The sequence below is a fragment of the Amycolatopsis sp. NPDC051758 genome, from assembly GCF_044453095.1.
Taxonomy (GTDB): domain Bacteria; phylum Actinomycetota; class Actinomycetes; order Mycobacteriales; family Pseudonocardiaceae; genus Amycolatopsis.
This window is the reverse complement of record NZ_JBITCJ010000009.1, coordinates 472,242-496,882: the sequence shown is the minus strand read 5'-3', so window position 1 is coordinate 496,882 and position 24,641 is coordinate 472,242. Positions and strand designations below refer to the sequence as shown.

The following is a 24,641-nucleotide window of genomic DNA, read 5'->3' as shown; positions in this document are numbered from 1 at the left end:
GCGTAGGTGAGCCCGAGCCGGCGCCGTCCCCGGCTGATCGAGCCGCGGCGGCGGGGGGGGGGGGGGGGGGGGGGGGGCGGCGCCCCCCCCCCCCCCCCCCCCCCCCCCCCCACAAGTCTGGGCCTACGAAGCCGCGGCGTGCCGGTGCGCCGTGGTGGCCACGCCCAGCAGCTCCTCGATCGCCGCCACCGCCAGCACCGCCGCATTGCCTTCGCCGTAAGGGTTTCCCACCTGGGCCGGCCGCAGGTCGCCGTTCAGCAGCCGTGCCGCCGTGTCGGCGATCCGCTCGGTGTCCGTGCCGACCAGCCACGCGCAGCCGGCCGCGATCACCTCGGCCCGCTCGGTGACGTCGCGCAGCACCAGCACCGGGGTGCCGAACGTCGGCGCCTCCTCCTGGATGCCGCCGGAGTCCGTCAGCACCAGTGACGCCAGCCGCAGCGCGCGCACCAGGTCCGGGTACTCCAGCGGATCCGTGACCGTCACCCGCGGCACACCCGCCAACGCGGCCTCCACCTGAGCGCGGACCTGCGGGTTCGGGTGCGCCGGGAACAGCACCTGCACGTCCGGGTGCTCGGCGACGATCAGCTGCACCGCGGCCAGCGTCCGCGCCAGCGGCTCGCCCCAGGACTCCCGGCGGTGGGACGTGACGAGCACCAGCCGCTCGCCCGCCTCCGCGATCTCCATCTCCAGCAACGCCAGCGCCGTGTCCCGGGCCGGCAGGTCCCGCGCCGCGATCTCCAGCACCGCGTCGACGACCGTGTTGCCCGTGACGGCGATGCGTTGCCGCGCAACACCTTCCGAGCGCAACGCGGCCGCCGCGCCGAGCGTCGGCGCCAGGTGCAGCGCGGCCAGCCGCGACACCATCTGCCGCGCGCCCTCCTCCGGGAACGGCGCGGCGAGGTCGTGCGTGCGCAGCCCGGCTTCCAGGTGCACCACCGGGATGCCCAGCCAGAACGCGGCGAGCGCGCCGGCGAGCGCCGTCGTGGTGTCACCCTGGACGACGAGCGCGGCCGGGGCGTGCCGGCGCAGGACGTCGTCGAGCGCGGGCAGCAGGCCGGCCACGAGCTCCGCCTGCCCGCCGGTGACCCGCGGCGGCACGTCCAGCCACACGTCCGCGACCAGGCCGAACGGCGACAGGGCCTGCTCGACCATGCCCGCGTGCTGGCCGCTGTGGACCAGGACCGGCCGCAGGGCCGGGTGTGCGTCCAGCGCCAGTGCCAGCGGCGCGAGCTTCAGCGCTTCCGGGCGAGTCCCGGCCAGCAACATCACGTCCAACGCGCGGTACCCCTTCTCCACGAAGTCCAGTGTCCAGGAAATTTCCCTCTGCGGAGCCGGCGCATCGTCCAGTGTCCAGACTCTGCAATTTCTGTCAGAAGGCCGCCGGCGTGCGAGGGGCACACGCCGACGGCCTCCTTTCTCAGTCCCGCGCCCGGGAGAGGCGGCGGTTGCGGCGGTGGACGGCGATCAGCGCGACGGTCCCGAGCAGGACCAGCAGCACACCGACGGCCAGCCACCACCCGACGTCGGCGCCGGTGGCGGCGAGGGTGCCCACGCCACCCCCGGCCACGCCGACGCCCGCGCCCGGCATCTTGTACATCCGGGCCTCACTCAGGCCGTGCGGCGGTTGCGGAAGATGCGCGTGCCGACCGGTACCGCGATGGCCCCGAGCAGCCCGAGCCCGATCCACAGGCCGGCCCCGGAGGCCAGCGGCATCGGCGGCGCGGCCGGGCCGCAGGTCGCGGACGACACGATCACGTCACCCGAGCCGAGCGCGCCGACCACCCCGCCGAGCAGCTTCACGTGGAGGGCGTTGACCGTGAGGCTGCCGTCCTTGTTCTGGATCTGCTCGTTGAGGATGATCGTCGCGACGTTGACCAGGCCGATGGCCACCTTGACCTGGGTGTTCGGCGCCGGGTTGGCGTCGACCGCGCCGATGCTGCCGAGCTTCGCGTCGGCCAGCGTGCTGCTGCCCTTCACCCCTTCCTGGGTGGCGGTGCAGACGGCTTCGACGGTCTTGACGCCGACGTTGCCGAGCGCCGCCTTGAGCAGCGGCAGGCCGACGTCGGCGGTGGTCGCCTTCGCCGTCACCGCGCCGGAGTTGTCGTCACGCTTGGCCTCGGTGGTGATCACGCCGGCGGTCAGGATGCCGGCCGCGGTCGCACTGGCCAGGGTGTTCGTGGTCGGGCCCGTGGTGCTCGCGGCCGCGAGCGGGCCGACCTTCACCGCGGGCTGGCCGAGCAGCGTCACGTTGACGTCGACGCCGTACGCGGACCCGTCGCCGGGGGCCGCCGAAGCGGGGGCCGCGCCGGCGAGCACAACGCTCGCCACGACCGCGGCGAGCAGTCCGCCACGGCGCACGAGGGAGCTCTTCATCAACTGATCCTCCGAATTCAGTGAGGTTCCCGGGTATTTCGCAAATCGACTATCGCCAAGAGCGGCCCGAATAGCACACAAAATTTCGCGGATCACCGGATCGGGTAGTGCTCGGCGCTGTTTTCGCAGGTCGCTTTCGAGGTCACCCGGACGGCCTAGCAAGTTCGCCGTCCACCCTGCCGAATGGCCGCTTGAACCACGTTCGAAGAATCGACTCCGAGAGGAACGTCGTGGCCGTAGCGAGCGCTCCGAACTCAGGTGCCACCCGGTTGCCACTGGTCATCGCGCTGGGTGCGCTGGCCGCCGCGGGCGCGGTGATCGTGCTGGCCGAGCGGTTCTACCGCGAACTGGAGGTACACCTTGCCGGCGCGATCCTCAACGTCGTCACCTCATCGGGTGTTTATGTTGCAGGTGATCGGGAGTCCGTCTACTTTGGGTTGAGCGGTGCTGCTCCATTCGGGTTGAGAATGACTCCGGAATGCTCTTCGGCGTTTCTTTTGCTCCCTTTGCTCGTTGTGACGATGGCCATGCTCTACTTCCGGCCCGCGAATGCCCGCCGGCTGTTCTTTTCCCTCGGCATTTCCGCACTCGTCGTGGTGCTGGTGAACCAGCTGCGCATTCTCACGATCGTCGGGCTCGTGCACTGGTTCGGCACCGACGAGGGGTACTACTGGGGCCACACGCTGCTCGGCTCGATGGTCAGCGTGTTCGGCGGCGCGGTGTCACTCGTCCTGTTCGTCTGGCTCGCCACGCGGAAGAAGAACGCATGAGCGTCAAGGTCCTGCTGGCGATCACCCAGGCGTTCGCGCTCACGATGAGCGTGGCGTTCCTCGTCTACGTCGTGGTGATCGTGGTGCCGTACCTGCGCCGCAAACCGGGCCCGGTCGGTGATCCGGCGGACTTCACGTGGCACTTCTTCGTGCCGTGCCGCGACGAAGAGTCCGTCATCCGCGAGACCGTCCGCTACCTGCGCACGACGTTCCGCAAGGCGCACGTCTGGGTGGTCGACGACGACTCCGACGACCGCACCGCCCGCGTCGTCCGGATGCTGTGGCGGCGCCACGGCGGGTACGACCCGTACCTGCACCTGGTGCCGCGCGTGCGGCCCGAGGCCAGGACCGGCAAGGGGGACGCGCTCAACGCCGCCTACCGGGCGCTGAACGACTGGATGGGCCCGGAGGCGCGCCGCGACGACGTGGTGGTCGTGGTGGTCGACGCCGACGGCCGCCCGGCGCCGAACTGCCTGGAGGTCTGCGCCGCGGAGCACCTCTTCGGCGACCCGGAGATCGGCGCGGTCCAGCTGGACGTCCGGATGAGCAACGTCGAAACGCCGCCGCCGTCAGGCAACCCGGCCGGCCGGTGGTTCGGCCTCAAGCTCGCGCAGCTGCAGGACCTGGAGTTCCGGACGGCGATCGCGGCGATCCAGACGTCCCGCGGCTTCACCGGCACGATTTCGATGGGCGGCAACGGCCAGTTCACCCGGCTCACCGCACTCGACTCGATCGCGGGCGACGCCGAAGAGCCGTGGCGCGGCTCGCTACTGGAGGACTTCGAACTCGGCGTGCACCTGCTCACCGAGGGCTGGCGCACCGGCTTCACGCCGGATTCCCATGTGGCGCAGGAAGGTCTGTACAGCCTGCGGCGGTTCCTGGTGCAGCGCACGAGGTGGGGGCAGGGCACCATGCAGTGCGCGCGCTACCTGCGGCGGATCTGGGACTCGCCGCACGTCAGCACGCTCGGCGCGGCGGAGATGATGTACTACCTCGCCCAGCCGTGGCTGCAGCTGCTCGGGTCGCTGCTGTACCCGATCCCGTTCATCCTGCTGGTGGTGAGCACCGCGGGTGACCCGGCGCAGATGTGGACGTGGTTCACCGGCGGCGCCTGGATCCTGTTCGCCATCTACGGCTCGTTCGGGCTGCTGCCGTTCCTCGTCTGGGGCCCGGTCTACCAGCTGAAGTGCTTGCGCAGCAGGAACTTCCTGCGCGGGGTGGGGATGGGCTTCGCGTACGCGGCGTACATCTACACGTTCTACGTGACGTCGTGGCGCGCGCTGTTCCGGCTGATCCGCGGCCGCAACGGCTGGGCGAAAACGCGTCGCAACACCGAGCAGTCCGCCGGGGCGAAGGTCGCGCTCGACGCTTGAGCGCGACCTTCGCTTCCGGTCAGAACGCGGGCAGGAACCGGACGTCGTCCGCCTTGACGAAGGCGATCCGGTGCCCGAACTGGATCTGGACGTACTTGAGCTTGCCCTTCACCACCACGTGGTCGGCCACGTCGAACGTGGTCGCCGAGTAGTACTCCGAGCCGACCGTCCCGGCCGAGGAGTACTTCTGCCCGGCGGACAGCGTGTACGGCAGCGGCGTGATCGCCTGCACCGTCACGTTCGCCGGGTAGGCCTCGGGTTCGGGGTAGGCGCGGCCGTACACCGGAATCGTGGCGAGGCCGGGCTTCGGCGTCACGACCAGGCCGATCGCGGGCTTCGCGACGCTCGCCTGGCGCGGGTTGTGGAACCAGCCCTTCTGCCCGAGGTACCAGATCGCCGTCCAGTCGCCGCGCACCTCGGCGACGGCGTACCGCTGCCCGGTGGCGACCCGGCTGCCGACGTCGGAGACGGCCATCGTGGACGGCGAGCCGTCCGGGTGCAGGCCGACGTCCTTCAGCAGCGGCGAAGCGTCATTCGGTTCCGAGTGGAGCACAACGGCTTCGGAACCCCTTGGCGCACAAGGTGTTCCGGCGGTGTCGCAGCCGGTGAAGATCGGCTGGTTCTTCGCGAAGTCCGGGTTGATGGTGACCAGCGACGAGTTCGGCAGCCCGAACCCGCCGAGCGGCGCGCCCAGCAGGTCGAAGTAGTGCGACCAGTCCCAGTAGGGGCCCGGGTCCCAGTGCATGCCGGCGATCGTCGACGGGACGGTGCCCGGCACGTTGTCGTGGCCGATGATGTGCGCCCGGTCGAGCGGGATGTCGTACTTCCGCGCGAGGTAACCGACGAGCTTCGAGCTTGACCGGTACATCGCTTCGGTGTACCAGGTGCCCTTCGCGGCGAAGCCCTCGTGCTCGATGCCGATCGACTTCGCGTTGACGTACCAGTTGCCCGCGTGCCAGGCGACGTCCTTGGTCGGCACGTGCTGCGCGATCAGGCCGTCGTTGGAGCGGATGGTGTAGTGCCAGCTCACGTACGTCGGGTCCTGGGCGAGCTTGAGGACGCTGTCCCAGTAGCCCTCGGTGTCGTGGATGACGATGTGGTCGATCTTCTGGCTGACCGGCCGGTCGGCGAGGTCGTGGTTGCCGTAGTCGTCGTTCGGCAGCTCCTGGTAGGGCGCCGGGACCGACTCGCAGGCGACGGTCCGGGGGCACTCGACGTCCGCCGGGTTCTGCGCGCGCTGCGGGGTCTTCACGTCGGGCGACGCGGCGAGGCTGACCTGCTGGCCGTCGTCGGTCGTCCGGGCGACCCCGGTCTTGATGGTGTCGAAGACTTCGTCGGCGAAGGTCTGCGCGGCGTCTCCGGTGGACCCGCTGTACCGCGCGACGGCGTCGTACCAGCCGGACTGCCCGGCGTGGTACTTCGCGAGCAGCGCGGCCCCGCCCCGGATGTTCTGGGTGGGATCGGTGCGGAGGGTCTCGGCGTTCTGGCCGGTGAGCTGCGCGGCCTCGTCGACGGTCTCCAGCCCCTGCGGCGGCGTGGCGGGCCCGGCCTGCGGGTGCAGCGCGGGGCGGGCGTCGTCACCGCGCGGGTCCTCGGTGCCTTCGTCGTGGTGGGAAGTGGCGACGCCGGCCTCACGCACGTCGGTGAGGTGCATCGGCCCGTACCCGGCGGCGGTGCTGGGCGTCCCGCCGTTGAAGTCCCACCGGGACTCGAGGTAGGAGACGCCGAGCAGGATGTTTTCCGGGACGCCGAACTCGGCGGCGGCCGCGGCGAAGTCCCGCTGGCGTTGACTGGTGGTGTCGGCTTGGGCCGGGGTGGCCAGGCCGGTGAGGAGCGTGACGGCGGCGAGGAGCGCGGCCGCTCTCGGGAGGGAACGGGAAGGCATGGGCATAAACCCCCAGGGTTCAGGTGCCAGACGGTGAGAACCTAACCAGAAACTCACGCCGGGGGTAAGGGGCGGTGACGGCTCCTCGTCTCCGGTGCTGACTGCGGCTGCGACGAGGGGCGGGGCAGGTCCAGGGCGCTCGGTCGGGCGGTGTCCTCGCCTGGTGCGTCCGGCTCCGCAAAGCGGCCGGTCAGAGCGTCGCCGGGGGCATTCCACACGCCAGGGACCACCCTCCTTGCACGACTGGCACTCACGTGGCTAGAGTGCTAATCGCACGGCCCGACAGCCCCGGCACCCGCGACGGCGGGGGTGGTAGAGCCGTAACCACATCCTGCCAACGCTTTCGACGACCGTGGAGGTCAACCCGGTGAGCGTGAACATCAAGCCGCTCGAGGACAAGATCGTTGTCCAGACGAGCGAGGCCGAGGAGACGACCGCTTCCGGCCTCGTCATCCCCGACACCGCCAAGGAGAAGCCCCAGGAGGGCAAGGTTCTGGCCGTGGGCCCGGGCCGGATCGACGACAAGGGCAACCGCGTCCCGCTGGACGTGAACGTCGGCGACGTCGTCATCTACTCGAAGTACGGCGGCACCGAGGTCAAGTACAACGGTGAGGACTACCTGATCCTGTCCGCCCGCGACGTGCTGGCCGTCATCAACTGACGTCCGCTCGCAGCGCATGACGCCCCGGGCCCCGCAAACGCCGGGGAGCGGGGCGTTCTTGCGTTCAACGAAAGGTAAGCGGAACACGCTATGCCCAAGCAGATCAAGTTCGACGAGGACGCTCGTCGCGCGCTGGAGCGCGGGGTGAACAAGCTCGCCGACGCGGTCAAGGTCACCCTCGGCCCGCGCGGTCGCCACGTCGTGCTCGACAAGAAGTTCGGCGGACCGACCATCACCCTCGACGGCGTGACCGTCGCCCGGGAGATCGAGCTCGACGACCCGTTCGAGAACCTCGGCGCCCAGCTCGCCAAGAGCGTCGCCACCAAGACCAACGACGTCGCCGGTGACGGCACCACGACCGCGACCGTGCTCGCGCAGTCGCTGGTGAAGGTCGGCCTGCGCAACGTCGCGGCGGGCGCCAACCCGTCCTCGATCGGCCGTGGCATCGAAGCCGCCGCGGAAAAGGTCATCGAGGTCCTCAAGAGCAAGGCCACCCCGGTCAAGGGCCGCGAGAGCATCGCCCAGGTCGGCACCGTGACCTCGCGTGACGCCAACATCGGCGCCCTGCTCGGCGAAGCCGTCGAGAAGGTCGGCGAGGACGGCGTCATCACCATCGAGGAGTCGTCGACCCTGGCGACCGAGCTGGTGATCACCGAGGGTGTCCAGTTCGACAAGGGCTTCCTCTCGGCGCACTTCGCGACCAACCCGGAGGAGCAGAAGGCGATCCTCGAGGACGCCTACATCCTGCTGGTCCGCGAGAAGATCTCGTCGCTGGCGGACCTGCTGCCGGTGCTCGAGAAGGTCGTCGAGGCCAAGAAGCCGCTGCTCATCATCGCCGAGGACGTCGACGGCGAGGCGCTGTCCACCCTCGTGGTGAACTCGCTGCGCAAGACGATCACCGCCGTCGCGGTCAAGGCGCCGTTCTTCGGCGACCGCCGCAAGGCGTTCCTGGACGACCTCGCGGTCGTCACCGGGGGCGAGGTCATCTCCACCGAGATCGGCATGAAGCTGGCCGACGCGGACCTCGGCTCGCTCGGCAGTGCGCGGCGGATCGTCGTCACCAAGGACGACACCACCATCGTGGACGGCGCCGGCACCAAGGACGCCACCCAGGCGCGGATCGCCCAGATCCGCAAGGAGATCGAGAGCACCGACTCCGACTGGGACCGCGAGAAGCTGCAGGAGCGGCTCGCGAAGCTCGGCGGCGGCGTTGCGGTCATCAAGGTCGGCGCGGCCACCGAGACCGAGCTGAACGAGCGCAAGCACCGCATCGAGGACGCCGTGGCGGCGACCAAGGCGGCCGTCGAAGAGGGCATCCTGCCCGGCGGTGGCTCGGCGCTGGTGCACGCGGTCAAGGAGCTCGAGGGCTTCCTCGGCCTCGAGGGTGACGAAGCGACCGGCGTCAAGATCGTCCGTGACGCGCTGTCCGCCCCGCTGTTCTGGATCGCGACCAACGCGGGCCACGAGGGCGCGGTCATCGTCAACAAGGTGCGCGAGCAGAGCTGGGGGCAGGGCTTCAACGCCGCCACCGGCGAGCTGACCGACCTGCTGGCCGCCGGCATCGTCGACCCGGTCAAGGTGACCCGGTCCGCGGTGGCGAACGCCGCCTCGATCGCGCGTCTCGTGCTGACGACGGAGTCGTCGGTCGTCGAGAAGCCGGCCGAGGAAGAGCCCGCCGCGGCGGGCCACGGCCACTCGCACTGACGCAAGTTCCTGAACGAAGCCGGGCGGCACTCCTGCTGGAGTGCCGCCCGGTTCTTCGTCCGGAGAGCACGGAGGGCGGCACCCCACCCGGTGCCGCCCTCCGATGTTCGTGGGGCGCTCAGCCGCCGGACATGCTGAGCGCGCGCTTGTCGGACTTGATGAGGTGCTCGCGTTCGGACTCCGAGAGCCCGCCCCAGATGCCGTAGGGCTCGTGCACCGCCAGCGCGTGGCTGCGGCACATCTCCAGGACGGGGCAGCTCAGGCAGACCGCCTTCGCCCTGGCCTCCCGCCGTGCCCGCGCCGGGCCGCGCTCGCCGTCCGGGTGAAAGAAGGACGCACTGTCCATCCCCCGGCACGACCCCTCCAGCTGCCAGTCCCACATATCGGCGTTGGGGCCCGGGAGCCTGCGCGTGTCTGCCATCGTGACCCGCCTCCGTCATTCGGTCGATGCCGCTAGCTGCTCTGCTGTGGTGCCGATACTCCATTCGGTGCAACGGCGGTAACGTTAGAAGCGCGCCAATAGTTGTTCAAGCGATTCGGGTCGATTCAGCCGTTAGGCATCCCCCGGATGTGTGAGCAGGGCTTTCGCCTCCGGTTGCCGACGCCGCTGAGTGCCTGGATATTGAGGCTCGTGGGAGCTGGGTCGGGTACCGAAGAACCCACCCTGCCGGTGGCCTCGGTCGCTCGCCGGCTCGGGGTCGCGCCGTCCACCCTCCGAACCTGGGACCGCCGCTACGGCCTCGGCCCCAGCCGGCACACCGACGGCCGCCACCGCCGCTACGGCAGCTCCGACATCGGCCGGCTCGAACTGATGCAGCGGGCCCTCCTCAGCGGCGCGTCGACGGCCGAGGCCGCGCGGTACGCGCTCGAGCAGATCCCGCGCTCCGGCCCGCCCCAGCCGGAAGAGCCCGAGGAGCCTCCCGGGGCCTCGCCCGCCGACGACGGTCACGAAGTCCGCTCCCGCCTCGCCCGCCGGCTGAGCACGGCCGCCCTCGCCATGGACGTCGGCGCGGTGCAGCGCATGCTCGCCGACACGATCGCCGAGCTCGGCGTGCTCCCCGCCTGGACGGGCGTGATCGAGCCGGTGCTTTCGGCGCTCGGAGCCCGCTGGCGCGGCGCCAGCGCGGGCGCGGAGGTCGAGTACCTGCTCGCCGAGTGCGTGTTCGCGGCGCTGGTGCGCGCGACCCCGGTGCTCGACGAGCCGCGCAACACCCGTCCGGTGCTGCTGGGGTGCGTCCCGGAGGAACGGGACACGATGCCGATGTACGCGCTGGCGGCGTCGCTGGCCGGCCGGCGGATCGGGGCGCAGCTGTTCGGCGTCGCGCTGCCGGCCGAGGTGCTGGCGGTCGCGGTGCGCCGGAGCGCGCCGGCGGCGGTGGTGCTGTGGGCCAACCGGCGCGGGGTGGCGGACACGCGGCTGTTCGCCCGGGTGTCGCGGGGCAGGCAGCGGAGCCGGCTGTTCGCCTGCGGGCCGGGCTGGGATCCGGCGGGGCTGCCGGACAAGGTCGAGCTGCTGACGGATCTGCCGGGAGCGGCGGACCGCATCGAGCACGTCCTGGTCGGCGGGCGGGGCTGAGCTTTCCCCGCCGATCAGGCCGGTCGCCGTCAGCGTCATGTCGCCGGCCGCGCGCGAGATGCCGAAGTCGGTGATCTTCGCGGTGCCGGTCGCGTTGTCCACAGCCCGCGCCCGATGTGGACAACTCCGGCGCTCGGGCCGCGATCCGCCGGTCTTGTCGGGCCTCGCCGATACGCTGGAGCGGGGACGCCCCCCAGGGAAGGGCGGGGCGCGCCCGGCCCCAGTTCTTCGAAGGTCCTGATCTTGTCGGGGGTACCCGCTAGAAAGGACGGGTGCACGAACCCGCCCTCCGGGCCGCCGCGTTCGGGAGTGACCCGCTGCCCGATCCCGCCGTCACGCGTGGCTACGGCGGTCCCAGGGCGTGCCTGCTGGCCGCCGTCGTGCTCGGCGCCCAGGGCCGCTACGCCGCCGCCGCGTCCCTCCTGGACGCGCTCAGGCGGCAACCCGACCCCCTCCTCGCCTCGCTCGCCGCGAGCACCCTCGGCGCGCACCGGCGGCAGCTGGGCGGGCACCGGCAGGCCCGCGCCCTCGACGGCGAGGCCTTCGCGAAAGCGGCCGGCCTGAACAGCGATCAAGACCCGGATGGTCTGGACGCCCCGGGCGCCCGCGCCGACGCCCTTCTCGGCCTGGCCGCCGACAACCTCGCCCTCGGGCGGCTGCGAGCCGCGCGAAGGCTCGCCGAGCGGGCTGCCGCCGAGGACGCTGGGTGGCGGGCGGCGGTCCGCAGCGGGTGGGTCGGCGCCGAGATCGAGCTCGCCGCTGGTCAGGGCGCTGCCGCGGTGCCGCACGCCGAGCGCGCATTCGAAACGGCGGTCGCGCGGGGTGCGCGGCGGCACGCGGTGAAATCCGGGATTGTGCTGGCCGTCGCCCTGCGGGCGGCCGGGGCTCCCGATCACCAGAACATTTCGGACGGCCTTGTCGGAAAGGCAATGGCGACGGCCGAGGAATGCGAACTGCTTTCACTTTTGTGGCCGGCTGCCCTCGTCGCGGCCGACCTGCGCCCAGGACACGCCGAGGAGTATCGATTCAGAGTCGCGCAGGTGTTGCACGCAGTGTTACGAAGCGCAGATCCTTGCGGGAGGAGGATCGCGGGGGAATCACCATGGGTCCCGGCCCCGGGTGGTTGAGCCGTCGGAATGGGGTGTTCCGGCATCCGGGCTAAGAAGTTTCAAAAAAAGCCACCGGATCGTGTCAAGGTTCGGGCTAAAGCGTCCGATAGGGGAAGTGGAATGTCACCCGGCTGCAGGAAGGAAACCCCGTGACGACGGTCTTGATCTGCGACGACCGACGCAGTGTCCGTGAAGGGCTCACCCGAGTGATGTCCGCGGTCCCTGGGGTCAGTCGCATCGACTGCGTAGCGCACGGTGACGAGCTGCTGGCCCGGTACTCCCGTCAGCCCGTCGACGTCGTGCTGGTCGGGACGCAACGCGCGGTCCCGACAGGTGTCGAAGCCACTCGGCGGCTCGTCTCCGCGAACCCCCAGGCGAACGTCATCGTGTTCGGCGCCCCGGACGACGCGGGCAGCATCGCCGCGGCGATCGCCGGCGGCGCCCGCGGCTACCTCCGCTGGGACGCGTCCCGGCCGGAGCTGGTCGCCGCACTGGCCCACACCCTCGCGAGCACTTCGGTGCCCGCGCCCCGTCAGCCGTCCGACCCGGGCGTCCAGCTGACCGAGCGCGAGCTTCAGGTGCTCCGCGGGATGAGCCAGGGCAAGAGCAACGGCCAGATCGGCCGCGAGCTGTACCTGTCCGAGGACACGGTCAAGACCCACGCCCGGCGGCTGTTCCGCAAGCTCGGCGTGCGCGACCGCGCGCAGGCCGTGGCGCACGGCTTCCGCCGCGGCCTGGTCAGCTGACCTGCGCCACGGCACTCTCCCCGATCCTGACACGGCCGGAATACAGGTGACAGCGGGCCAGGGCGACGTTTCGCCCTGGCCCGCACCTGTGTGGTCCCCATCACATTCCGGCGCCCTCTGAGGCAGCCCCCGGGGCGGACGACCCGCCCCGGCACCGCCCCTCCGGCGGATCACGTACCCGCGGCCCCGCTCGCTCGTTGGATCGACGAACGTCGACCGCGGGTCCGCAGGACAATCCGTACTTTCGCGGCTCGAGCGGCCGCGGCGCGCCGGGAAACACCGCGCGCGCCGTCCGCTTGCCGGCCGAAGGTACGGTAGCGGTCACCGGCGCGCGGTGGAGGGCAACCACGAACCGGACTCTTTGCACGCCTACACGTAACACTGGGACTGTTGTCTGCGATGGCCAATGTGGGGGATGGACTGGATGAACCGGTCGCCGCTGCTGTCGAGGGAGATCCCCAGGCAGTCGAGCGGCTGCTGGCTGCTATCCGTCCACTGGTAGTGCGGTATTGCCGCGCTCGGGTTGGCAGGCAGGAGCGATCCTTCGCTTCGGCGGACGACGTTGCGCAGGAGGTGTGTCTCGCGGTGCTAACGGCATTGCCCTCGTACCGCGACCAAGGCCGCCCGTTTCTGGCGTTCGTCTACGGGATCGCCCAGCACAAGGTGGCCGACGCGCACCGCGCGGCGGCGCGCAACCGGGCCGAACCGGTGGCCGAGATCCCCGACGAAGTCGAAGTCGGGGTGGGCCCCGAGCAGCGGGCGCTGCAAGGTGAGCTCAACGAGCGAATGTCCCAGTTGTTGCAGGTGCTGCCGGACAAGCAGCGGGAGATCGTGGTGTTGCGCGTGGTCGTCGGCCTGTCGGCGGAGGAGACCGCTGACGCGGTCGGCTCCACGCCCGGTGCCGTCCGCGTCGCCCAGCACCGCGCCCTCGCGCGGCTGAGAAAGGTCCTGGCCGCGGAGGAGGTGATCTGAGTGACTGGTCACGAGAAGGGCTTCGACCCGGACGAGGTGTTCGGCGGTGGCTTGTCGTCGGAGGCGGAGTTCGCTGCCGACCTGTCGGCCGTGCAGGCCGACGACGCGCTGCTCGACGCGCTCGGCGGGTCCGACCCGGCGCTGGCCGACGGCTTCGGCGACCAGGAGCTCAACGCGTTGCTGGTGGCGTGGCGAAGAGACATCGACAGTGAGCCCCTGGCCGAACTTGTCGACGTCGACACCGCCGTGCGCACCGTCACCACCGCCTCGCTCGCGAAGCGGCATTCTTCGAGCGGACGCCGCCGCAGGCTGCTCGTCCCCGTCGCCGTCGCCGCCGCCGTGCTGGCGATCGCGTTCACCGGGACCGGGCTGGCCGCGCGCTCCGCGGAACCCGGCGACACCCTGTGGGGTCTCGCGAAAGTCCTCTACTCCGATCACACCCGCTCGGTCGAGGCGGCCGCGAACGCGAAGCTCGACCTCGAGAAGGCGAACCTCGCCATCGCCGGCGGCAACCTCGACGCCGCCCGCCAGGCCCTCCAGGACGCGCAGACCGCGTTGTCGCAGGTCTCCGACGAGGACAACCGCGACCAGCTGATGGAGCAGCACCGGCAGCTCGCCGCCCAGCTGCAGAACCCGGAAGCGCCGGTCCAGGGCCCGATCCAGACCGCCCAGCCGCAGGTGCCGCCCGGCGTGTCGTCGACGCAGGTGCCGCCGGCCGGCTCGGCGACGTCCATCCCGGGCAGCGGCAGCGGCACCACCAGCCTGCCGGGCAGCGGGACGCCGACCCCGACACCCCCGCCGCCGACCACCGAGACGACGCCGCCGCCGCCGCCGCCGACCACGCCGACCAGCACGGCGGCCAGCGGCAACGACCCGGGCACGAACACCGGGCGCAGCGAGTCCGCGATCGGTGAGCAGAGCGTCGGCGAAGGCCCGTAACCAGACCACGAAAAAGCCCTGGTGAGCAAACTCACCAGGGCTTTTTCGTTGTCTCAGGAGCCTCAGTAGGCGCTTTCGTTGGCCGTCACGCCGTCGGCGAAGCCTCGGCAGTAGTCCCAGCTCACGTAGTCGCCGGGGTTCGGGTCGAAGGCCGGCTCGTGCGGGCGCATCCGCCCGTCGGCCAGCAGCTGCTCCAGGCTGGCCCGCAGCAGGTGCCAGTCGTGGTAGTGCGGCTCGTCGCACTCACCGCAGTCCACGACGATCCCGCGGACCCCGCGGGGCTCGAGGAGTGCCTGGTAGACGGCCAGATCCGAGAGGTCGGCCAGCAGTTCGGTGCGTTCCTGGTCGCTGATCGGCTCGTCCAGCCGGTCTTCGTCGTCACCGAAGGCCCGGGCCGGGTCGTCCGGGTCGTCCGCGAACGGGTCCGGAGGCAATACATCATGCGCCACGGCCAGCACGGTACCGGGCGGTCCCGGCGGCTCGCCCACCGCCCGGGGCGCGGGCCGGACCCGGATATCATGAGGGGAAGGCTCCGAGTCGCCACAGCGACCCCGCTCATCCCGCGCCAGGAAGGCCCTTCACCCGCTATGACCAGCGACGGCATCACCGCCCCCGTGCCGGCCAAGTTCGCCATGCTCGGCCTGACCTTCGACGACGTGCTGCTGCTGCCGGCCGAATCGGACGTCGTGCCCAGCGCGGTGGACACCAGCACGCGGCTGACCCGGAACATCACCCTCGGCATCCCGCTGGTCTCCGCCGCGATGGACACCGTCACCGAAGCGCGGATGGCGATCGCCATGGCCCGCCAGGGCGGCATCGGCGTGCTCCAGCGCAACCTGCCGATCGACGAGCAGGCCGCCGCGGTCGAGGTGGTGAAGCGGTCCGAGGCGGGCATGGTCACCGACCCGGTCACCTGCGCGCCCGACGCCACGCTGGCCGAGGTCGACGCGCTCTGCGCGAAGTTCCGCATCTCCGGGGTCCCGGTGACCGACGCGTCCGGCGCGCTGGTGGGCATCATCACCAACCGCGACATGCGGTTCGAGGTCGACCACAGCCGCCCGGTGTCCGAGGTGATGACCAAGCCGCCGCTGGTCACCGCCCAGGTCGGCGTGTCCGCGGACGCCGCGCTCGGCCTGCTGCGCCGGCACAAGATCGAGAAGCTGCCGATCGTGGACGGCGCGGGCAAGCTGCGCGGGCTGATCACGGTCAAGGACTTCGTGAAGACCGAGCAGTACCCGAAGGCGACGAAGGACCCGGACGGCCGCCTGATCGTCGGCGCCGCGGTCGGCGTCGGCCCGGACGGCCACAAGCGCGCGATGGCGCTGGCGGACGCGGGTGTCGACGTCCTGATGGTCGACACTGCGCACGGGCACTCCCGCGCGGTCGTCGAGACGGTCTCGCTGCTGAAGAAGGAGCTCGGCGAAGCGGTCGACATCGTCGGCGGCAACGTCGCGACCCGCGCGGGCGCGCAGGCCCTGGTCGACGCGGGTGCGGACGGTGTCAAGGTCGGCGTCGGCCCGGGCTCGATCTGCACCACCCGGATCGTCGCGGGGGTCGGCGTCCCGCAGATCTCCGCGATCTTCGAGGCCGACCAGGCGTGCCGCCCGGCGGGCGTCCCGGTGATCGGCGACGGCGGCATCCAGTACTCCGGCGACATCGCGAAGGCGATCGCGTCCGGCGCGTCCACGGTGATGCTGGGCAGCCTGCTGGCCGGCACCGCCGAGTCGCCCGGCGACCTGATCCTGGTCAACGGCAAGCAGTTCAAGGTCTACCGCGGGATGGGCTCGCTCGGCGCGATGCAGTCGCGTGGCCAGGCGAAGTCGTACTCGAAGGACCGCTACGCCCAGGACGACGTGCTGAGCGAGGACAAGCTGGTCCCCGAGGGCATCGAAGGCCGGATCCCGTTCCGCGGGCCGCTGGCCAACGTCGTGCACCAGCTCGTCGGCGGCCTGCGCTCCGGCATGGGGTACGCGGGCGCGAACACGATCGCCGAGCTGCAGGACGCGCAGCTGGTACGGATCACCGCGGCGGGCCTCAAGGAGAGCCACCCGCACGACATCACGATGACCGTCGAGGCCCCGAACTACACAACGCGGTAACTCCGCCGACTACCGGAAGCAGCGGAACCCGCACCTCGGACCGGTCCGAAGTGCGGGTTTCCCGCTGTGTCACGGTGACCCACAGTGCTTACGGTAATCGGCCTATCGCCTTGCGTGGCTGTCGTGGTGTGCACTGAACGGCATGACGGTCAGCCGCTTCACGCGCGTGCTGCGCAAGGTCTTCTTCACGGCCGTCGCGCTCGTGTCCCTGTTCCTCGGCGGAGTCGTCTGCCTGATGTGCCAGGTGCTGGCCGGCCGGGACGCGCCCACCTACCGGGTAGACGGCCACGTCGTGGCCCACGAGCAGGGTGAGCTCCCGGTCGGCGGCGAGGACGCCGTCCGGCACACCGTCGCCGTGGACGCGGCCGACGGGCGCCAGTACCGGATCACCGCCGTCGGCGACGGTCTCGACCTGCCGGCCGGGCAGCCGGTTGTGCTCGACGTGTCAACGGCGGACGGCAGCATCGCCTACCTGCTGGCCGGCGGGAGCGTGGTCGACCTGCGCCCGGGTGTGGTGCGGCCGGTGCTGCTGATCGCCGCCGCCCTGCTCGCGCTGGGCGCGGTGTACTTCGGCGCCGTCCGGCTGAACGTCTATCCACCGGTGGCGACCTGGCTCGCCGTCGCGCTGGGCGCGCTGCTGTCGCCGGTCGCCGTGTTCGTGCGGGTGTGAGCCGTGGACGTCAGACCCGCGCTGTGGGCGGTCGTCGCCGGAGCCGCCCTGACCCTCGGGATGTTCTGGCTGCTCGAGTCGGTCGGTCCGGTCGAACGGGAAGAAGCCACCGTCGAGGCGACAGACCCCAAGCAATGGCCGGTGAGCGACGAGCCGGGCGCGCGTGAGAGTGAGACCAAGCACCTCGTCCTCCGCACGGCATCGGGTGAGCGCTTCGAGGCCTGGGGCAAGGACCGGCACCTCAGCCTGTCGCGGGGGACGTGGCTCCAGGTGGAGATCTCCGTCGTCGGACGAGAGGTCCAGGCCATCGAGGTCTACGGCAGGCGGACCACCGTCGACTCGGGCGGTCTCGGGGCCTTCGTGGCGGGGTTGGTCGGGTTCGGAATGCTGATGACCGCCGGCGCCGCGGCGGTCGAGACGGACCGTCCGGCCCTGGCGGGGCTGAGCGTGCTGGCCGGGCTGGCGGCCGGCGTGGCGCCGGTGTTGCTCCTCTTCTAACCCCCGTGCGCGGGTCACCCACGCGGACTAGCGACAATGGGGCACGGCAGATTGTCGTCGTCGGAGGAGGCTTACGTGCGGGACCTGGTCGAGATCGGGATGGGCCGCACCGCGCGGCGGGCGTATGACCTCGACGACGTCGAGATCGTGCCGTCGCGGCGGACCCGGTCGTCTTCGGTGGTGTCCACCTCCTGGCAGATCGACGCCTACCGCTTCGACCTGCCGCTGGTCACGCACCCGACCGACGCGATCGTCTCGCCCGGCACCGCGGTCGCCGTCGGCGAGCTGGGCGGGCTGGGTGTGCTCAACGCCGAAGGTCTCTGGGCGCGGCACGCGAACGTCGAGGACGCCATCTTCCAGCTGGTCCGCGCGGCCGAGGACCTCGAGGACCCGACCGCGGTCGGCCGGGTGCTGCAGGAGCTGCACGCCGCGCCGATCCGGCTCGACCTGCTGACCGAGGCGATCAAGACGGTCCGCGAATCCGGCGTCACGGTGGCCGCGCGCGTCAGCCCGCAGCACGCCGCCGAGCTGACCCCGGACCTGATCGCGGCCGGTGTCGAAATCCTGGTCGTGCAGGGCACGATCATCTCCGCCGAGCACGTGGTGCGCGACGCGGAACCGCTGAACCTCAAGGACTTCATCGGCCGCCTCGACGTGCCGGTGATCGCCGGCGGTGTCAGCGACTACCGCACGGCGATGCACCTCATGCGCACCGGCGCGGCCGGTGTCATCGTCGGCCACGGCTACACCCCGGGCGTGACGAGCACCGACCGCGTGCTCGGCATCGGCGTCCCGATGGCCACCGCCATCATCGACGCCGCGGCCGCCCGCCGCGACTACCTCGACGAGACGGGCGGCCGTTACGTGCACGTCCTCGCCGACGGCGGCATGACGGTCTCCGGTGACATCGCGAAGGCCATCGCGTGCGGCGCGGACGCCGTCATGCTCGGCTCCCCGCTGGCCGCCGCGTCGGACGCGCCCGGCCAGGGCCTGTACTGGACGGCGGCGGCCGCGCACCCGTCACTGCCGCGCTCGCGCGTGGCAGCCGGGCCGGACTACGCCGTCGACCTGAAGACCCTGCTGTTCGGGCCGTCGTCCGACGCGGAAGGCGTGGTGAACCTCTTCGGGGCGCTTCGCCGGGCAATGGCGAAAACGGGTTACTCGGACCTCAAGGAGTTCCAGCGGGTGGGGCTCACCGTCCGTCGGTGAGCTGCGCGAGGAACGCGCTGAAGGCCTCTTCGGAGTAGACGAGGATCGGGCGGGGCACCGGCTGTTTGGTGTCCCGCACCCCGACGGCGCCCGGCGCGGAACCGATCTCCACGCAGGCGTTCTCCTCGAAGTGGCTGTGGCTCGACTTGCGCCAACCGGTGAGCTGCTGGGGGATCATCGTGGTCCCTCCCGGAAAATCGTGTCCCGCCGGCGGATCTCGCCGACGTGGACATCGAGCACTTTGATAATTACCCACAAACGTCTTGTTGGATGCGCCAGAACGGGTGACTGGTCAGTAACTTACCTCTGGTCAGGACGCGTACCCCGGGTTACGCTCAAGGTGTGACTGCCAGTAACACCACCACCAGCGCAGGTGGCCCCGACTACGACGTCGTCGTGGTGGGGTCGGGGTTCGGCGGCAGCGTCGCGGCGCTGCGGCTCACGGAGAAGGGGTACCGGGTAGCCGTCGTCGAAGCGGGCCGAAGGTTCGCCGACGACGAGTTCGCGAAGACGTCGTGGGACCTCAAGCGGTACCTCTGGGCACCGCAGGTCGGCTGCTACGGCATCCAGCGCATCCACATGCTCAACGACGTCATGGTGCTCGCGGGCGCCGGCGTCGGCGGCGGGTCGCTCGTCTACGCGAACACGCTGTACCGGCCGCTGAAGCCGTTCTACGCGGATCAGCAGTGGTCGCACATCACCGACTGGGAGTCCGAGCTCGCGCCGCACTACGACCAGGCCAGCCGCATGCTCGGCGTGGTCACGAACCCGAGCGTCACCCCGTCCGACGTCGTGATGCGTGACGTCGCGAAGGACATGGGCGTCGCCGAGTCCTTCCACCCGACCCCCGTCGGCGTCTACTTCGGCAAGCCCGGCGCGAAGGCGGCCGACCCGTACTTCGGCGGCGCCGGCCCCGAGCGCGTCGGCTGCACCGAGTGCGGCGCCTGCATGACCGGCTGCCGCGTCGGCGCGAAGAACACGCTGGTCAAGAACTACCTCTACCTCGCGGAGCAGGACGGCGCGAAGGTCATCCCGCTGACCACGGTGACGTCCGTGCGGCCGGTCGACGGCGGTTACGAGGTCGACCTGAAGAAGACCGGGACGACGTCTCGCCGGTTCCGGACCACGATCACGGCCGAGAAGGTCGTCTTCGCCGCCGGCACCTGGGGCACGCAGAACCTGCTGCACAAGATGAAGGACACGGGCACGCTGCCCGCGCTTTCGCGGCGCCTGGGCGAGCTGACCCGGACGAACTCCGAGGCGATCATCGGCGCGGCCCGCACCGACGTCGACGAGAGCCGCAACTTCAGCCGCGGCGTCGCGATCACGTCGTCGATCCACCCGGACGAGAACACCCACATCGAGCCGGTTCGCTACGGCAAGGGCAGCAACGCGATGAGCCTGCTGCAGACCATCGCGACGGACGGCGCTTCGCCGGTGCCGCGCTGGCGGCAGGCCGTCAGCTTCATGGTCAAGCACCCGGTCCAGACGGCGAAGCTGCTCAACGGCTACCGCTGGAGCGAGCGCACGGTGATCCTGCTGGTGATGCAGAGCCTCGACAATTCGATCACGACGTACACGAAGCGCGGCCTGTTCGGCCGGCGCAAGTACACGTCGAAGCAGGGCCACGGCGAGCCGAACCCGAGCTTCATCCCGGCCGGCCACGAAGCCAACGAGCGCACGGCCGACCGCATCGGCGGCATCGCGGGCGGCACGTGGGGCGAGATCTTCGACATCCCGCTGACGGCCCACTTCATCGGCGGCGTCCCGATCGGCGCTTCCGCCGACGAAGGCGTGATCGACCCGTACCACCGGGTGTTCGGTTACCCGGGCCTGTCGGTGGTGGACGGCGCGGCGATCACGGCGAACCTGGGTGTGAACCCGTCGCTGACGATCACGGCCCAGGCGGAGCGGGCGTTCTCACTCTGGCCGAACAAGGGCGAGGCCGACCTACGGCCGGCGCAGGACGCGTCGTATGCGCGGCTCGAGCCGATCGCACCGAAGAACCCAGCGGTCCCGGCGGACGCCCCGGCGGCCCTGCGCCGGTCCTCCTGACCGTCGCCCGTGCCGCGACGGACGACACGCGTACTCGGATGGACGACACGCGTACCTGGGCGGACGACACGGCACCCTGACCCCGGTCCCGTCGTGTCGTCCCCCGGGGTACGCGTGTCGTCCGGCTGGGCACGCGTGTCATCCGGAGCGGTACGCGAGTCGTTCCTGCCGTGAGGGCGGACCTCCTAGACTCGGGGCCGTGACGGCATCCGAGAAGGCACACGCGCTGCTCGACGGGGTACGGAAGCTCGACGACGAATGGGCCCGGGCCATCGGGGGCCTCGGGGAACCCGAACTGCGCGCGCCCAGTGCGTTGCCCGGGTGGACGCGGGCGCACGTCCTGGCCCACATCGCCCGCAACGCCGATGGCCTGCGCAACCTGCTGACCTGGGCGAACACCGGTGTTGAGACGCCGATGTACCCCAGCCCCGAGGCGCGTGACGCCGACATCGAGGCGTCCGCTCAGCACGGGGCCGCCGACCTCCTCGCGGACTTCGTCTCGTCGGCCACTCGCTTCGAGAAGTACGCCGCCGGGATGCCGGACGAAGCCTGGGCGCGGGAGGCTCGCAACCGGCAGGGTGCGCTGGTCACCGGGGCCGTCGTGGCGCGGATGCGGCTGTCCGAGCTGACCATCCACCTCGCCGACCTCGACCGCGGTTACGACCTCGACCGGGCGCTCGGCCTGCTCGGCCCGCTCACCGAGGACATCGTCCAGCACGCGATCACCTCCCGGAGCGCGCACCTTCCGGCGCTGCGGCTGGTCGGCGACGGTTTCGAATGGACAATGGGCGCCGCACCGGGCGAAACGGTCAGTGGCTCCTGCGGTGCGCTGCTGGCCTGGCTCAGCGGCCGGTCCGACGGCTCCGCGCTCGACGGTGACGTCCCGCGGATCCCCGCCTGGTCCTGAACGCCACGCCGCCCGCCGCCGTGTAGATCGTGGGCCCGTCGAGGTGTTGCCGGCGGCCCGCGGACCTAGACTGGGCGTCCCCGGCAGCGAGGAGTCCGATGTGGACAACGTGAGCAGGCCGGCCCGATGACCGGGCAACCCACCGGACGGCCGCACGTCCACGACGGCATGGACCTGGGCAGACGGGCGTTCCTGCGGCTCGCGGGGGTTTCGGCGGCCGGTGCCGTCGTCGCCGCGTGCGGGCCGGACGGCCCTGCGGCGCCCGCCGCCTCGAGCGAGGCTTCGGTCCCGGAGACGTCCGCGGCGCCCATCTCCCGGCCGCCCACCGGGCCGCCGAACTGGGACGACCTGCGCACGAAGCTGGCCGGCGGCCTGCTGCGCCCGGGCGACGACGAGTACGACGCGGCCAAGCGCGGGTTCAACCCGCTCTTCGACGGCAGGAACCCGGTCGCCGTGGCGACGGCGTCGACGCCCCAGGACGTGCAGGCCTGCGTCCAGGCCACCGCCGGGCGCCTGACCCTCGCCGCGCGCAGCGGCGGCCACAGCTACGCCGGCTACTCGGCGCCCGAGGGCGGGCTGGTCGTCGACCTGTCCGCGCTGAAGAAAGTGGAGATCCAGGGCACCCAGGCCGTGATCGGCGCCGGCGCCAAGCTTGCGGACGTCTACGCCGCGCTCGGGGCGGCCGGGCGCGCGCTGCCCGCCGGGTCGTGCCCGACGGTCGGGATCGCCGGGCTGACCCTCGGCGGCGGGATCGGCGTGCTCGCCCGCAAGTACGGCCTGACCTGCGACCACCTCAGTTCCGCGCGGGTCGTCACGGCCGACGGCAAGCTGCTCACCGCGTCCGCGACGTCCGAACCCGACCTGTTCTGGGCCCTGCGCGGCGGGGGCGGCGGCAACTTCGGCATCGTCACCGAGTTCACCTTCGACACCGATCCGGCGCCGAACCTGACGGTGTTCTCGCTGCACTTCCCGGCCGGCTCCGCGGCCAACGTGCTCAACGCGTGGCAGCAGTGGATCGCCGCGATGCCGCCGGAGCTCTGGGCGAACCTGGTGCTGTCGGGCGGTTCGCCGGTGCAGTGCCGGGTCAGCGGCTGTTACGTCGGCAACGCGCCCGCGTTGAACACCTTGCTGAACAACCTGACCACGAACGCCGGCGCGCGGCCGACCCAGCGGACCGTGAAGAGCCTGGACTTCCTCGGCGCCATGAAGTTCTTCGAGGGCAGCTCGGCCCGCCAGACGTTCCTCGGGTCGTCGCGGATCATCACGACCCCGGTCGACGCGGGGAAGATCGTCGCGCTGGCCGAGGGCCGCGCCGGCACGGACCTGCTCATCGACGGCCTCGGCGGGAAGGTCGCCGAACCGGCGAAGAACGCGACGGCGTTCTGGCACCGCGACGCGCTGGCGAGCGTGCAGGTCTACACCCAGGCGACGGCGAAGACCCGGGCCAAGGCGGCCAAGTCGGTCGCCGAAGTGGTCGCCGGGCTCGCCGCGGCCGGCGCGGGCGGCGGGTACGTCAACTACATCGACCCGGGCCTGCCCGACTGGAAGGCCGCCTACTACGGCGACAACGCCAAGCGCCTGCAGGACGTCGCGAAGAAGTACGACCCCTTTAACGTCTTCCGGTTCGGGCAGAGCGTCGTCGCTTAAAGGTCGATGCCCGTGAAGACCGTGACGCGTTCCTCGGTCAGGTCGTGCATCGCCGCGAGCACCCCTTCGCGGCCGACGCCGGAGCCCTTGACGCCGCCGTAGGGCATCTGGTCCGCGCGGTACGACGGCACGTCGCCGATGATCACGCCGCCGACCTCCAGCTCCGCCGACGCGTGGAACGCCAGCTGGACGTCGGTGGTGAAGACGCCGGCCTGCAGGCCGTACGCGGATTCGTTGACCGAGCGGAAGGCCTCGTCGACACCGTCCACAACGGACACCGCGAGCACCGGCCCGAAAATCTCCTCGGACCAGGCCTTCGTGTCCGGCGGGACGTGGGTGAGCAGAGTCGGGGCGACGGTCGCGCCGTCCCGCGTGCCGCCGGTGAGCAGCTTCGCGCCCGCCTCGACGGCCTCGTCGACCCACTTGACGATCCGCTCGGCGGCGGCCTCGTCGACAACCGGGCCGACGTCGGTGTTGCGGTCGTACGGGTCGCCGGTCCGCTGCGACTGCACGGCTTCCAGCAGCTCGGGGACGAACTCGCCGGCGACGGCGGCGTCCACGATCACCCGCTGGACGGCGATGCAGGACTGTCCGGCCTGGTAGTTGCCGAAGGTCGCGATGCGGTGCGCGGCGCCTTCGGGGTCCGGCCAGTCGCGCAGCACGACCGCCGCCGCGTTGCCGCCGAGCTCCAGCACGACGTGCTTGCGCGGTGCCGCATCCTTCAGCGACCAGCCGACCGGGCCGGACCCGGTGAACGACACCACCGGCAGCCGCGGGTCGGCGACCAGCGCCTGCGTCTGTTCGTTCCCCAGCGGCAGCACGGAAAACGCGCCTTCGGGCAGGTCGGTCTCGGCCAGGATCTCGCCGAGGATCAGCGCGGACAACGGCGTTCGCGGCGCCGGCTTGACGATGATCGGCGCACCGATCGCCAGTGCTGGCGCGACCTTGTGCGCCACCAGGTTGAGCGGGAAGTTGAACGGCGCGATGCCGAGCACCGGCCCGCGCGGCACGCGGCGGGTCAGCGCCAGCCGCGCCTCGCCCGCCGGGTCGGTGTCCAGGCGCTGGACGTCGCCGCTGAAGCGGCGGGCCTCCTCGGCGGCGATGCGGAACACCGAAACCGCGCGGTTGACCTCGGCCTCGGACCACTTGAGCGGCTTGCCGTTCTCCGCCGTGATCACCTCGGCGATCTCGTCGGCGCGCGCGGCGAGCACCCGGGAGACGTGCTCGAGCGCGCCGGCGCGGACGTGCGAGGGGGTGCCGCGCAGCTCCTTCGCGACCGACACCGCGGCGGTGACCGCGCGTTCGACCTGCTCCGGCCCGGGCACGGCGACCGTGGCGACCTCGCTGCCGTCGTACGGGTGGTGCACGACGAGGGTGGTGGCGCCCTGCTCCGGGCGGCCGGCGATCCAGGCGGGGCGCGGCTCGGGGGTGATCATGTCCATGTGTAC

The 24,641-nt window shown here is 71.3% G+C and carries 24 protein-coding genes; 16 read left to right on the top strand and 8 right to left on the bottom strand.

Annotated features, from left to right (window positions below; all coding sequences use genetic code 11):
• Nucleotides 1–123: 123 nt before the first annotated feature.
• From wecB to ACIA5G_RS38075, 3 genes are all read right to left on the bottom strand, one after another.
• Complete coding sequence (wecB, locus tag ACIA5G_RS38085; protein ID WP_395932305.1) at nucleotides 124–1,275, bottom strand: non-hydrolyzing UDP-N-acetylglucosamine 2-epimerase; 1,152 nt, start codon at nucleotides 1,273–1,275, stop codon at nucleotides 124–126.
• A 142-nt stretch (nucleotides 1,276–1,417) separates the two neighbouring features.
• Nucleotides 1,418–1,597, bottom strand: a complete 180-nt coding sequence (locus ACIA5G_RS38080) for an LPXTG cell wall anchor domain-containing protein (RefSeq protein ID WP_284745445.1) — start codon at nucleotides 1,595–1,597, stop codon at nucleotides 1,418–1,420.
• 11 nt (nucleotides 1,598–1,608) lie between these two features.
• Nucleotides 1,609–2,373 (bottom strand): choice-of-anchor P family protein, encoded by a 765-nt coding sequence (locus ACIA5G_RS38075; RefSeq protein ID WP_395932251.1) that lies wholly within the window; start codon nucleotides 2,371–2,373, stop codon nucleotides 1,609–1,611.
• Nucleotides 2,374–2,654: 281 nt separating this feature from the next.
• On the opposite strand from ACIA5G_RS38075, the gene xrtP reads away from it, so the two are divergent.
• Both xrtP and ACIA5G_RS38065 read left to right on the top strand, forming a co-directional pair.
• Nucleotides 2,655–3,143: an exosortase P gene (xrtP, locus tag ACIA5G_RS38070; RefSeq protein ID WP_395932303.1), complete on the top strand. Its 489-nt coding sequence runs from the start codon at nucleotides 2,655–2,657 to the stop codon at nucleotides 3,141–3,143.
• The gene (locus ACIA5G_RS38065; protein WP_395932249.1) at nucleotides 3,140–4,516 is read left to right on the top strand and encodes a glycosyltransferase; all 1,377 of its coding nucleotides are present in this window, start codon (nucleotides 3,140–3,142) and stop codon (nucleotides 4,514–4,516) included. Before xrtP ends, ACIA5G_RS38065 begins: the two co-directional genes overlap by 4 nt.
• 19 nt (nucleotides 4,517–4,535) lie before the next feature.
• Here ACIA5G_RS38065 and ACIA5G_RS38060 read toward each other — a convergent pair whose 3' ends face one another.
• A complete protein-coding gene (locus tag ACIA5G_RS38060; protein WP_395932247.1) occupies nucleotides 4,536–6,407 on the bottom strand; it encodes an N-acetylmuramoyl-L-alanine amidase in 1,872 nt (623 codons plus the stop codon).
• A gap of 361 nt (nucleotides 6,408–6,768) precedes the next feature.
• Here ACIA5G_RS38060 and groES point away from each other — a divergent pair, with 361 nt between their 5' ends.
• Together groES and groL are read left to right on the top strand one after the other, a co-directional pair.
• Nucleotides 6,769–7,062 carry a co-chaperone GroES gene (groES, locus tag ACIA5G_RS38055; protein WP_004559922.1) on the top strand — a complete coding sequence of 98 codons (294 nt, stop codon included), beginning with the start codon at nucleotides 6,769–6,771 and terminating at the stop codon, nucleotides 7,060–7,062.
• A gap of 90 nt (nucleotides 7,063–7,152) precedes the next feature.
• Complete coding sequence (groL, locus tag ACIA5G_RS38050) at nucleotides 7,153–8,766, top strand: chaperonin GroEL (protein WP_395932244.1); 1,614 nt, start codon at nucleotides 7,153–7,155, stop codon at nucleotides 8,764–8,766.
• A 118-nt stretch (nucleotides 8,767–8,884) separates the two neighbouring features.
• Here groL and ACIA5G_RS38045 read toward each other — a convergent pair whose 3' ends face one another.
• Complete coding sequence (locus tag ACIA5G_RS38045) at nucleotides 8,885–9,187, bottom strand: WhiB family transcriptional regulator (RefSeq protein WP_043792619.1); 303 nt, start codon at nucleotides 9,185–9,187, stop codon at nucleotides 8,885–8,887.
• Between the two features lie 249 nt (nucleotides 9,188–9,436).
• Here ACIA5G_RS38045 and ACIA5G_RS38040 point away from each other — a divergent pair, with 249 nt between their 5' ends.
• The 5 genes from ACIA5G_RS38040 to ACIA5G_RS38020 all read left to right on the top strand — a co-directional run bounded on the left by ACIA5G_RS38040 (nucleotide 9,437) and on the right by ACIA5G_RS38020 (nucleotide 14,108).
• Nucleotides 9,437–10,342 (top strand): MerR family transcriptional regulator, encoded by a 906-nt coding sequence (locus ACIA5G_RS38040; RefSeq protein ID WP_395932301.1) that lies wholly within the window; start codon nucleotides 9,437–9,439, stop codon nucleotides 10,340–10,342.
• A 272-nt stretch (nucleotides 10,343–10,614) separates the two neighbouring features.
• Nucleotides 10,615–11,469 carry a hypothetical protein gene (locus ACIA5G_RS38035; RefSeq protein WP_395932242.1) on the top strand — a complete coding sequence of 285 codons (855 nt, stop codon included), beginning with the start codon at nucleotides 10,615–10,617 and terminating at the stop codon, nucleotides 11,467–11,469.
• 131 nt (nucleotides 11,470–11,600) lie between these two features.
• Nucleotides 11,601–12,197, top strand: coding sequence for a response regulator transcription factor (locus ACIA5G_RS38030; RefSeq protein ID WP_003073605.1), 597 nt, complete (start codon nucleotides 11,601–11,603; stop codon nucleotides 12,195–12,197).
• A 399-nt stretch (nucleotides 12,198–12,596) separates the two neighbouring features.
• Nucleotides 12,597–13,169 carry a sigma-70 family RNA polymerase sigma factor gene (locus ACIA5G_RS38025; RefSeq protein ID WP_043786628.1) on the top strand — a complete coding sequence of 191 codons (573 nt, stop codon included), beginning with the start codon at nucleotides 12,597–12,599 and terminating at the stop codon, nucleotides 13,167–13,169.
• Nucleotides 13,170–14,108, top strand: a complete 939-nt coding sequence (locus ACIA5G_RS38020; RefSeq protein ID WP_395932240.1) for an anti-sigma-D factor RsdA — start codon at nucleotides 13,170–13,172, stop codon at nucleotides 14,106–14,108.
• Between the two features lie 62 nt (nucleotides 14,109–14,170).
• Here the strand turns inward: ACIA5G_RS38020 and ACIA5G_RS38015 are convergent, their stop codons facing one another.
• Complete coding sequence (locus ACIA5G_RS38015) at nucleotides 14,171–14,566, bottom strand: DUF5319 domain-containing protein (protein WP_395932238.1); 396 nt, start codon at nucleotides 14,564–14,566, stop codon at nucleotides 14,171–14,173.
• Between the two features lie 129 nt (nucleotides 14,567–14,695).
• Between ACIA5G_RS38015 and guaB the strand changes: the two genes are divergently transcribed.
• From guaB to ACIA5G_RS37995, 4 genes are all read left to right on the top strand, one after another.
• Complete coding sequence (guaB, locus tag ACIA5G_RS38010; RefSeq protein WP_395932236.1) at nucleotides 14,696–16,207, top strand: IMP dehydrogenase; 1,512 nt, start codon at nucleotides 14,696–14,698, stop codon at nucleotides 16,205–16,207.
• A 142-nt stretch (nucleotides 16,208–16,349) separates the two neighbouring features.
• Nucleotides 16,350–16,877, top strand: a complete 528-nt coding sequence (locus ACIA5G_RS38005; protein ID WP_395932234.1) for a hypothetical protein — start codon at nucleotides 16,350–16,352, stop codon at nucleotides 16,875–16,877.
• A 3-nt stretch (nucleotides 16,878–16,880) separates the two neighbouring features.
• Nucleotides 16,881–17,375, top strand: coding sequence for a hypothetical protein (locus ACIA5G_RS38000; RefSeq protein WP_395932232.1), 495 nt, complete (start codon nucleotides 16,881–16,883; stop codon nucleotides 17,373–17,375).
• Nucleotides 17,376–17,450: 75 nt separating this feature from the next.
• Complete coding sequence (locus tag ACIA5G_RS37995; RefSeq protein WP_284745457.1) at nucleotides 17,451–18,584, top strand: GuaB3 family IMP dehydrogenase-related protein; 1,134 nt, start codon at nucleotides 17,451–17,453, stop codon at nucleotides 18,582–18,584.
• On the opposite strand, the gene ACIA5G_RS37990 is transcribed toward ACIA5G_RS37995, so the two are convergent.
• Nucleotides 18,568–18,762 (bottom strand): DUF397 domain-containing protein, encoded by a 195-nt coding sequence (locus ACIA5G_RS37990; protein ID WP_395932230.1) that lies wholly within the window; start codon nucleotides 18,760–18,762, stop codon nucleotides 18,568–18,570. The two genes, ACIA5G_RS37995 and ACIA5G_RS37990, sit on opposite strands and share 17 nt — an antisense overlap.
• A gap of 164 nt (nucleotides 18,763–18,926) precedes the next feature.
• Between ACIA5G_RS37990 and ACIA5G_RS37985 the strand changes: the two genes are divergently transcribed.
• The 3 genes from ACIA5G_RS37985 to ACIA5G_RS37975 all read left to right on the top strand — a co-directional run bounded on the left by ACIA5G_RS37985 (nucleotide 18,927) and on the right by ACIA5G_RS37975 (nucleotide 23,193).
• Nucleotides 18,927–20,639 carry an FAD-dependent oxidoreductase gene (locus ACIA5G_RS37985; protein WP_395932228.1) on the top strand — a complete coding sequence of 571 codons (1,713 nt, stop codon included), beginning with the start codon at nucleotides 18,927–18,929 and terminating at the stop codon, nucleotides 20,637–20,639.
• Between the two features lie 199 nt (nucleotides 20,640–20,838).
• Entirely contained in the window at nucleotides 20,839–21,546 is a 708-nt protein-coding gene (locus ACIA5G_RS37980) for a maleylpyruvate isomerase N-terminal domain-containing protein (RefSeq protein WP_395932226.1), read from the top strand.
• A 126-nt stretch (nucleotides 21,547–21,672) separates the two neighbouring features.
• Entirely contained in the window at nucleotides 21,673–23,193 is a 1,521-nt protein-coding gene (locus tag ACIA5G_RS37975; RefSeq protein ID WP_395932224.1) for an FAD-dependent oxidoreductase, read from the top strand.
• On the opposite strand, the gene ACIA5G_RS37970 is transcribed toward ACIA5G_RS37975, so the two are convergent.
• Entirely contained in the window at nucleotides 23,190–24,635 is a 1,446-nt protein-coding gene (locus tag ACIA5G_RS37970) for an aldehyde dehydrogenase family protein (RefSeq protein WP_395932222.1), read from the bottom strand. The genes ACIA5G_RS37975 and ACIA5G_RS37970 overlap by 4 nt on opposite strands.
• Nucleotides 24,636–24,641 lie beyond the last annotated feature (6 nt).

Coding starts and splice junctions, on each gene's coding strand:
- ACIA5G_RS38005 (WP_395932234.1), top strand. CDS start 16,350: ATGACGGTCAGCCGCTTCACGCGCGTGCTGCGCAAGGTCTTCTTCACG.
- groL (WP_395932244.1), top strand. CDS start 7,153: ATGCCCAAGCAGATCAAGTTCGACGAGGACGCTCGTCGCGCGCTGGAG.
- ACIA5G_RS38025 (WP_043786628.1), top strand. CDS start 12,597: ATGGCCAATGTGGGGGATGGACTGGATGAACCGGTCGCCGCTGCTGTC.
- ACIA5G_RS37975 (WP_395932224.1), top strand. CDS start 21,673: ATGACCGGGCAACCCACCGGACGGCCGCACGTCCACGACGGCATGGAC.
- ACIA5G_RS37970 (WP_395932222.1), bottom strand. CDS start 24,635: ATGGACATGATCACCCCCGAGCCGCGCCCCGCCTGGATCGCCGGCCGC.
- ACIA5G_RS38075 (WP_395932251.1), bottom strand. CDS start 2,373: ATGAAGAGCTCCCTCGTGCGCCGTGGCGGACTGCTCGCCGCGGTCGTG.
- ACIA5G_RS38060 (WP_395932247.1), bottom strand. CDS start 6,407: ATGCCCATGCCTTCCCGTTCCCTCCCGAGAGCGGCCGCGCTCCTCGCC.
- guaB (WP_395932236.1), top strand. CDS start 14,696: ATGACCAGCGACGGCATCACCGCCCCCGTGCCGGCCAAGTTCGCCATG.
- ACIA5G_RS37990 (WP_395932230.1), bottom strand. CDS start 18,762: ATGATCCCCCAGCAGCTCACCGGTTGGCGCAAGTCGAGCCACAGCCAC.
- ACIA5G_RS38045 (WP_043792619.1), bottom strand. CDS start 9,187: ATGGCAGACACGCGCAGGCTCCCGGGCCCCAACGCCGATATGTGGGAC.
- ACIA5G_RS38065 (WP_395932249.1), top strand. CDS start 3,140: ATGAGCGTCAAGGTCCTGCTGGCGATCACCCAGGCGTTCGCGCTCACG.
- ACIA5G_RS38080 (WP_284745445.1), bottom strand. CDS start 1,597: ATGTACAAGATGCCGGGCGCGGGCGTCGGCGTGGCCGGGGGTGGCGTG.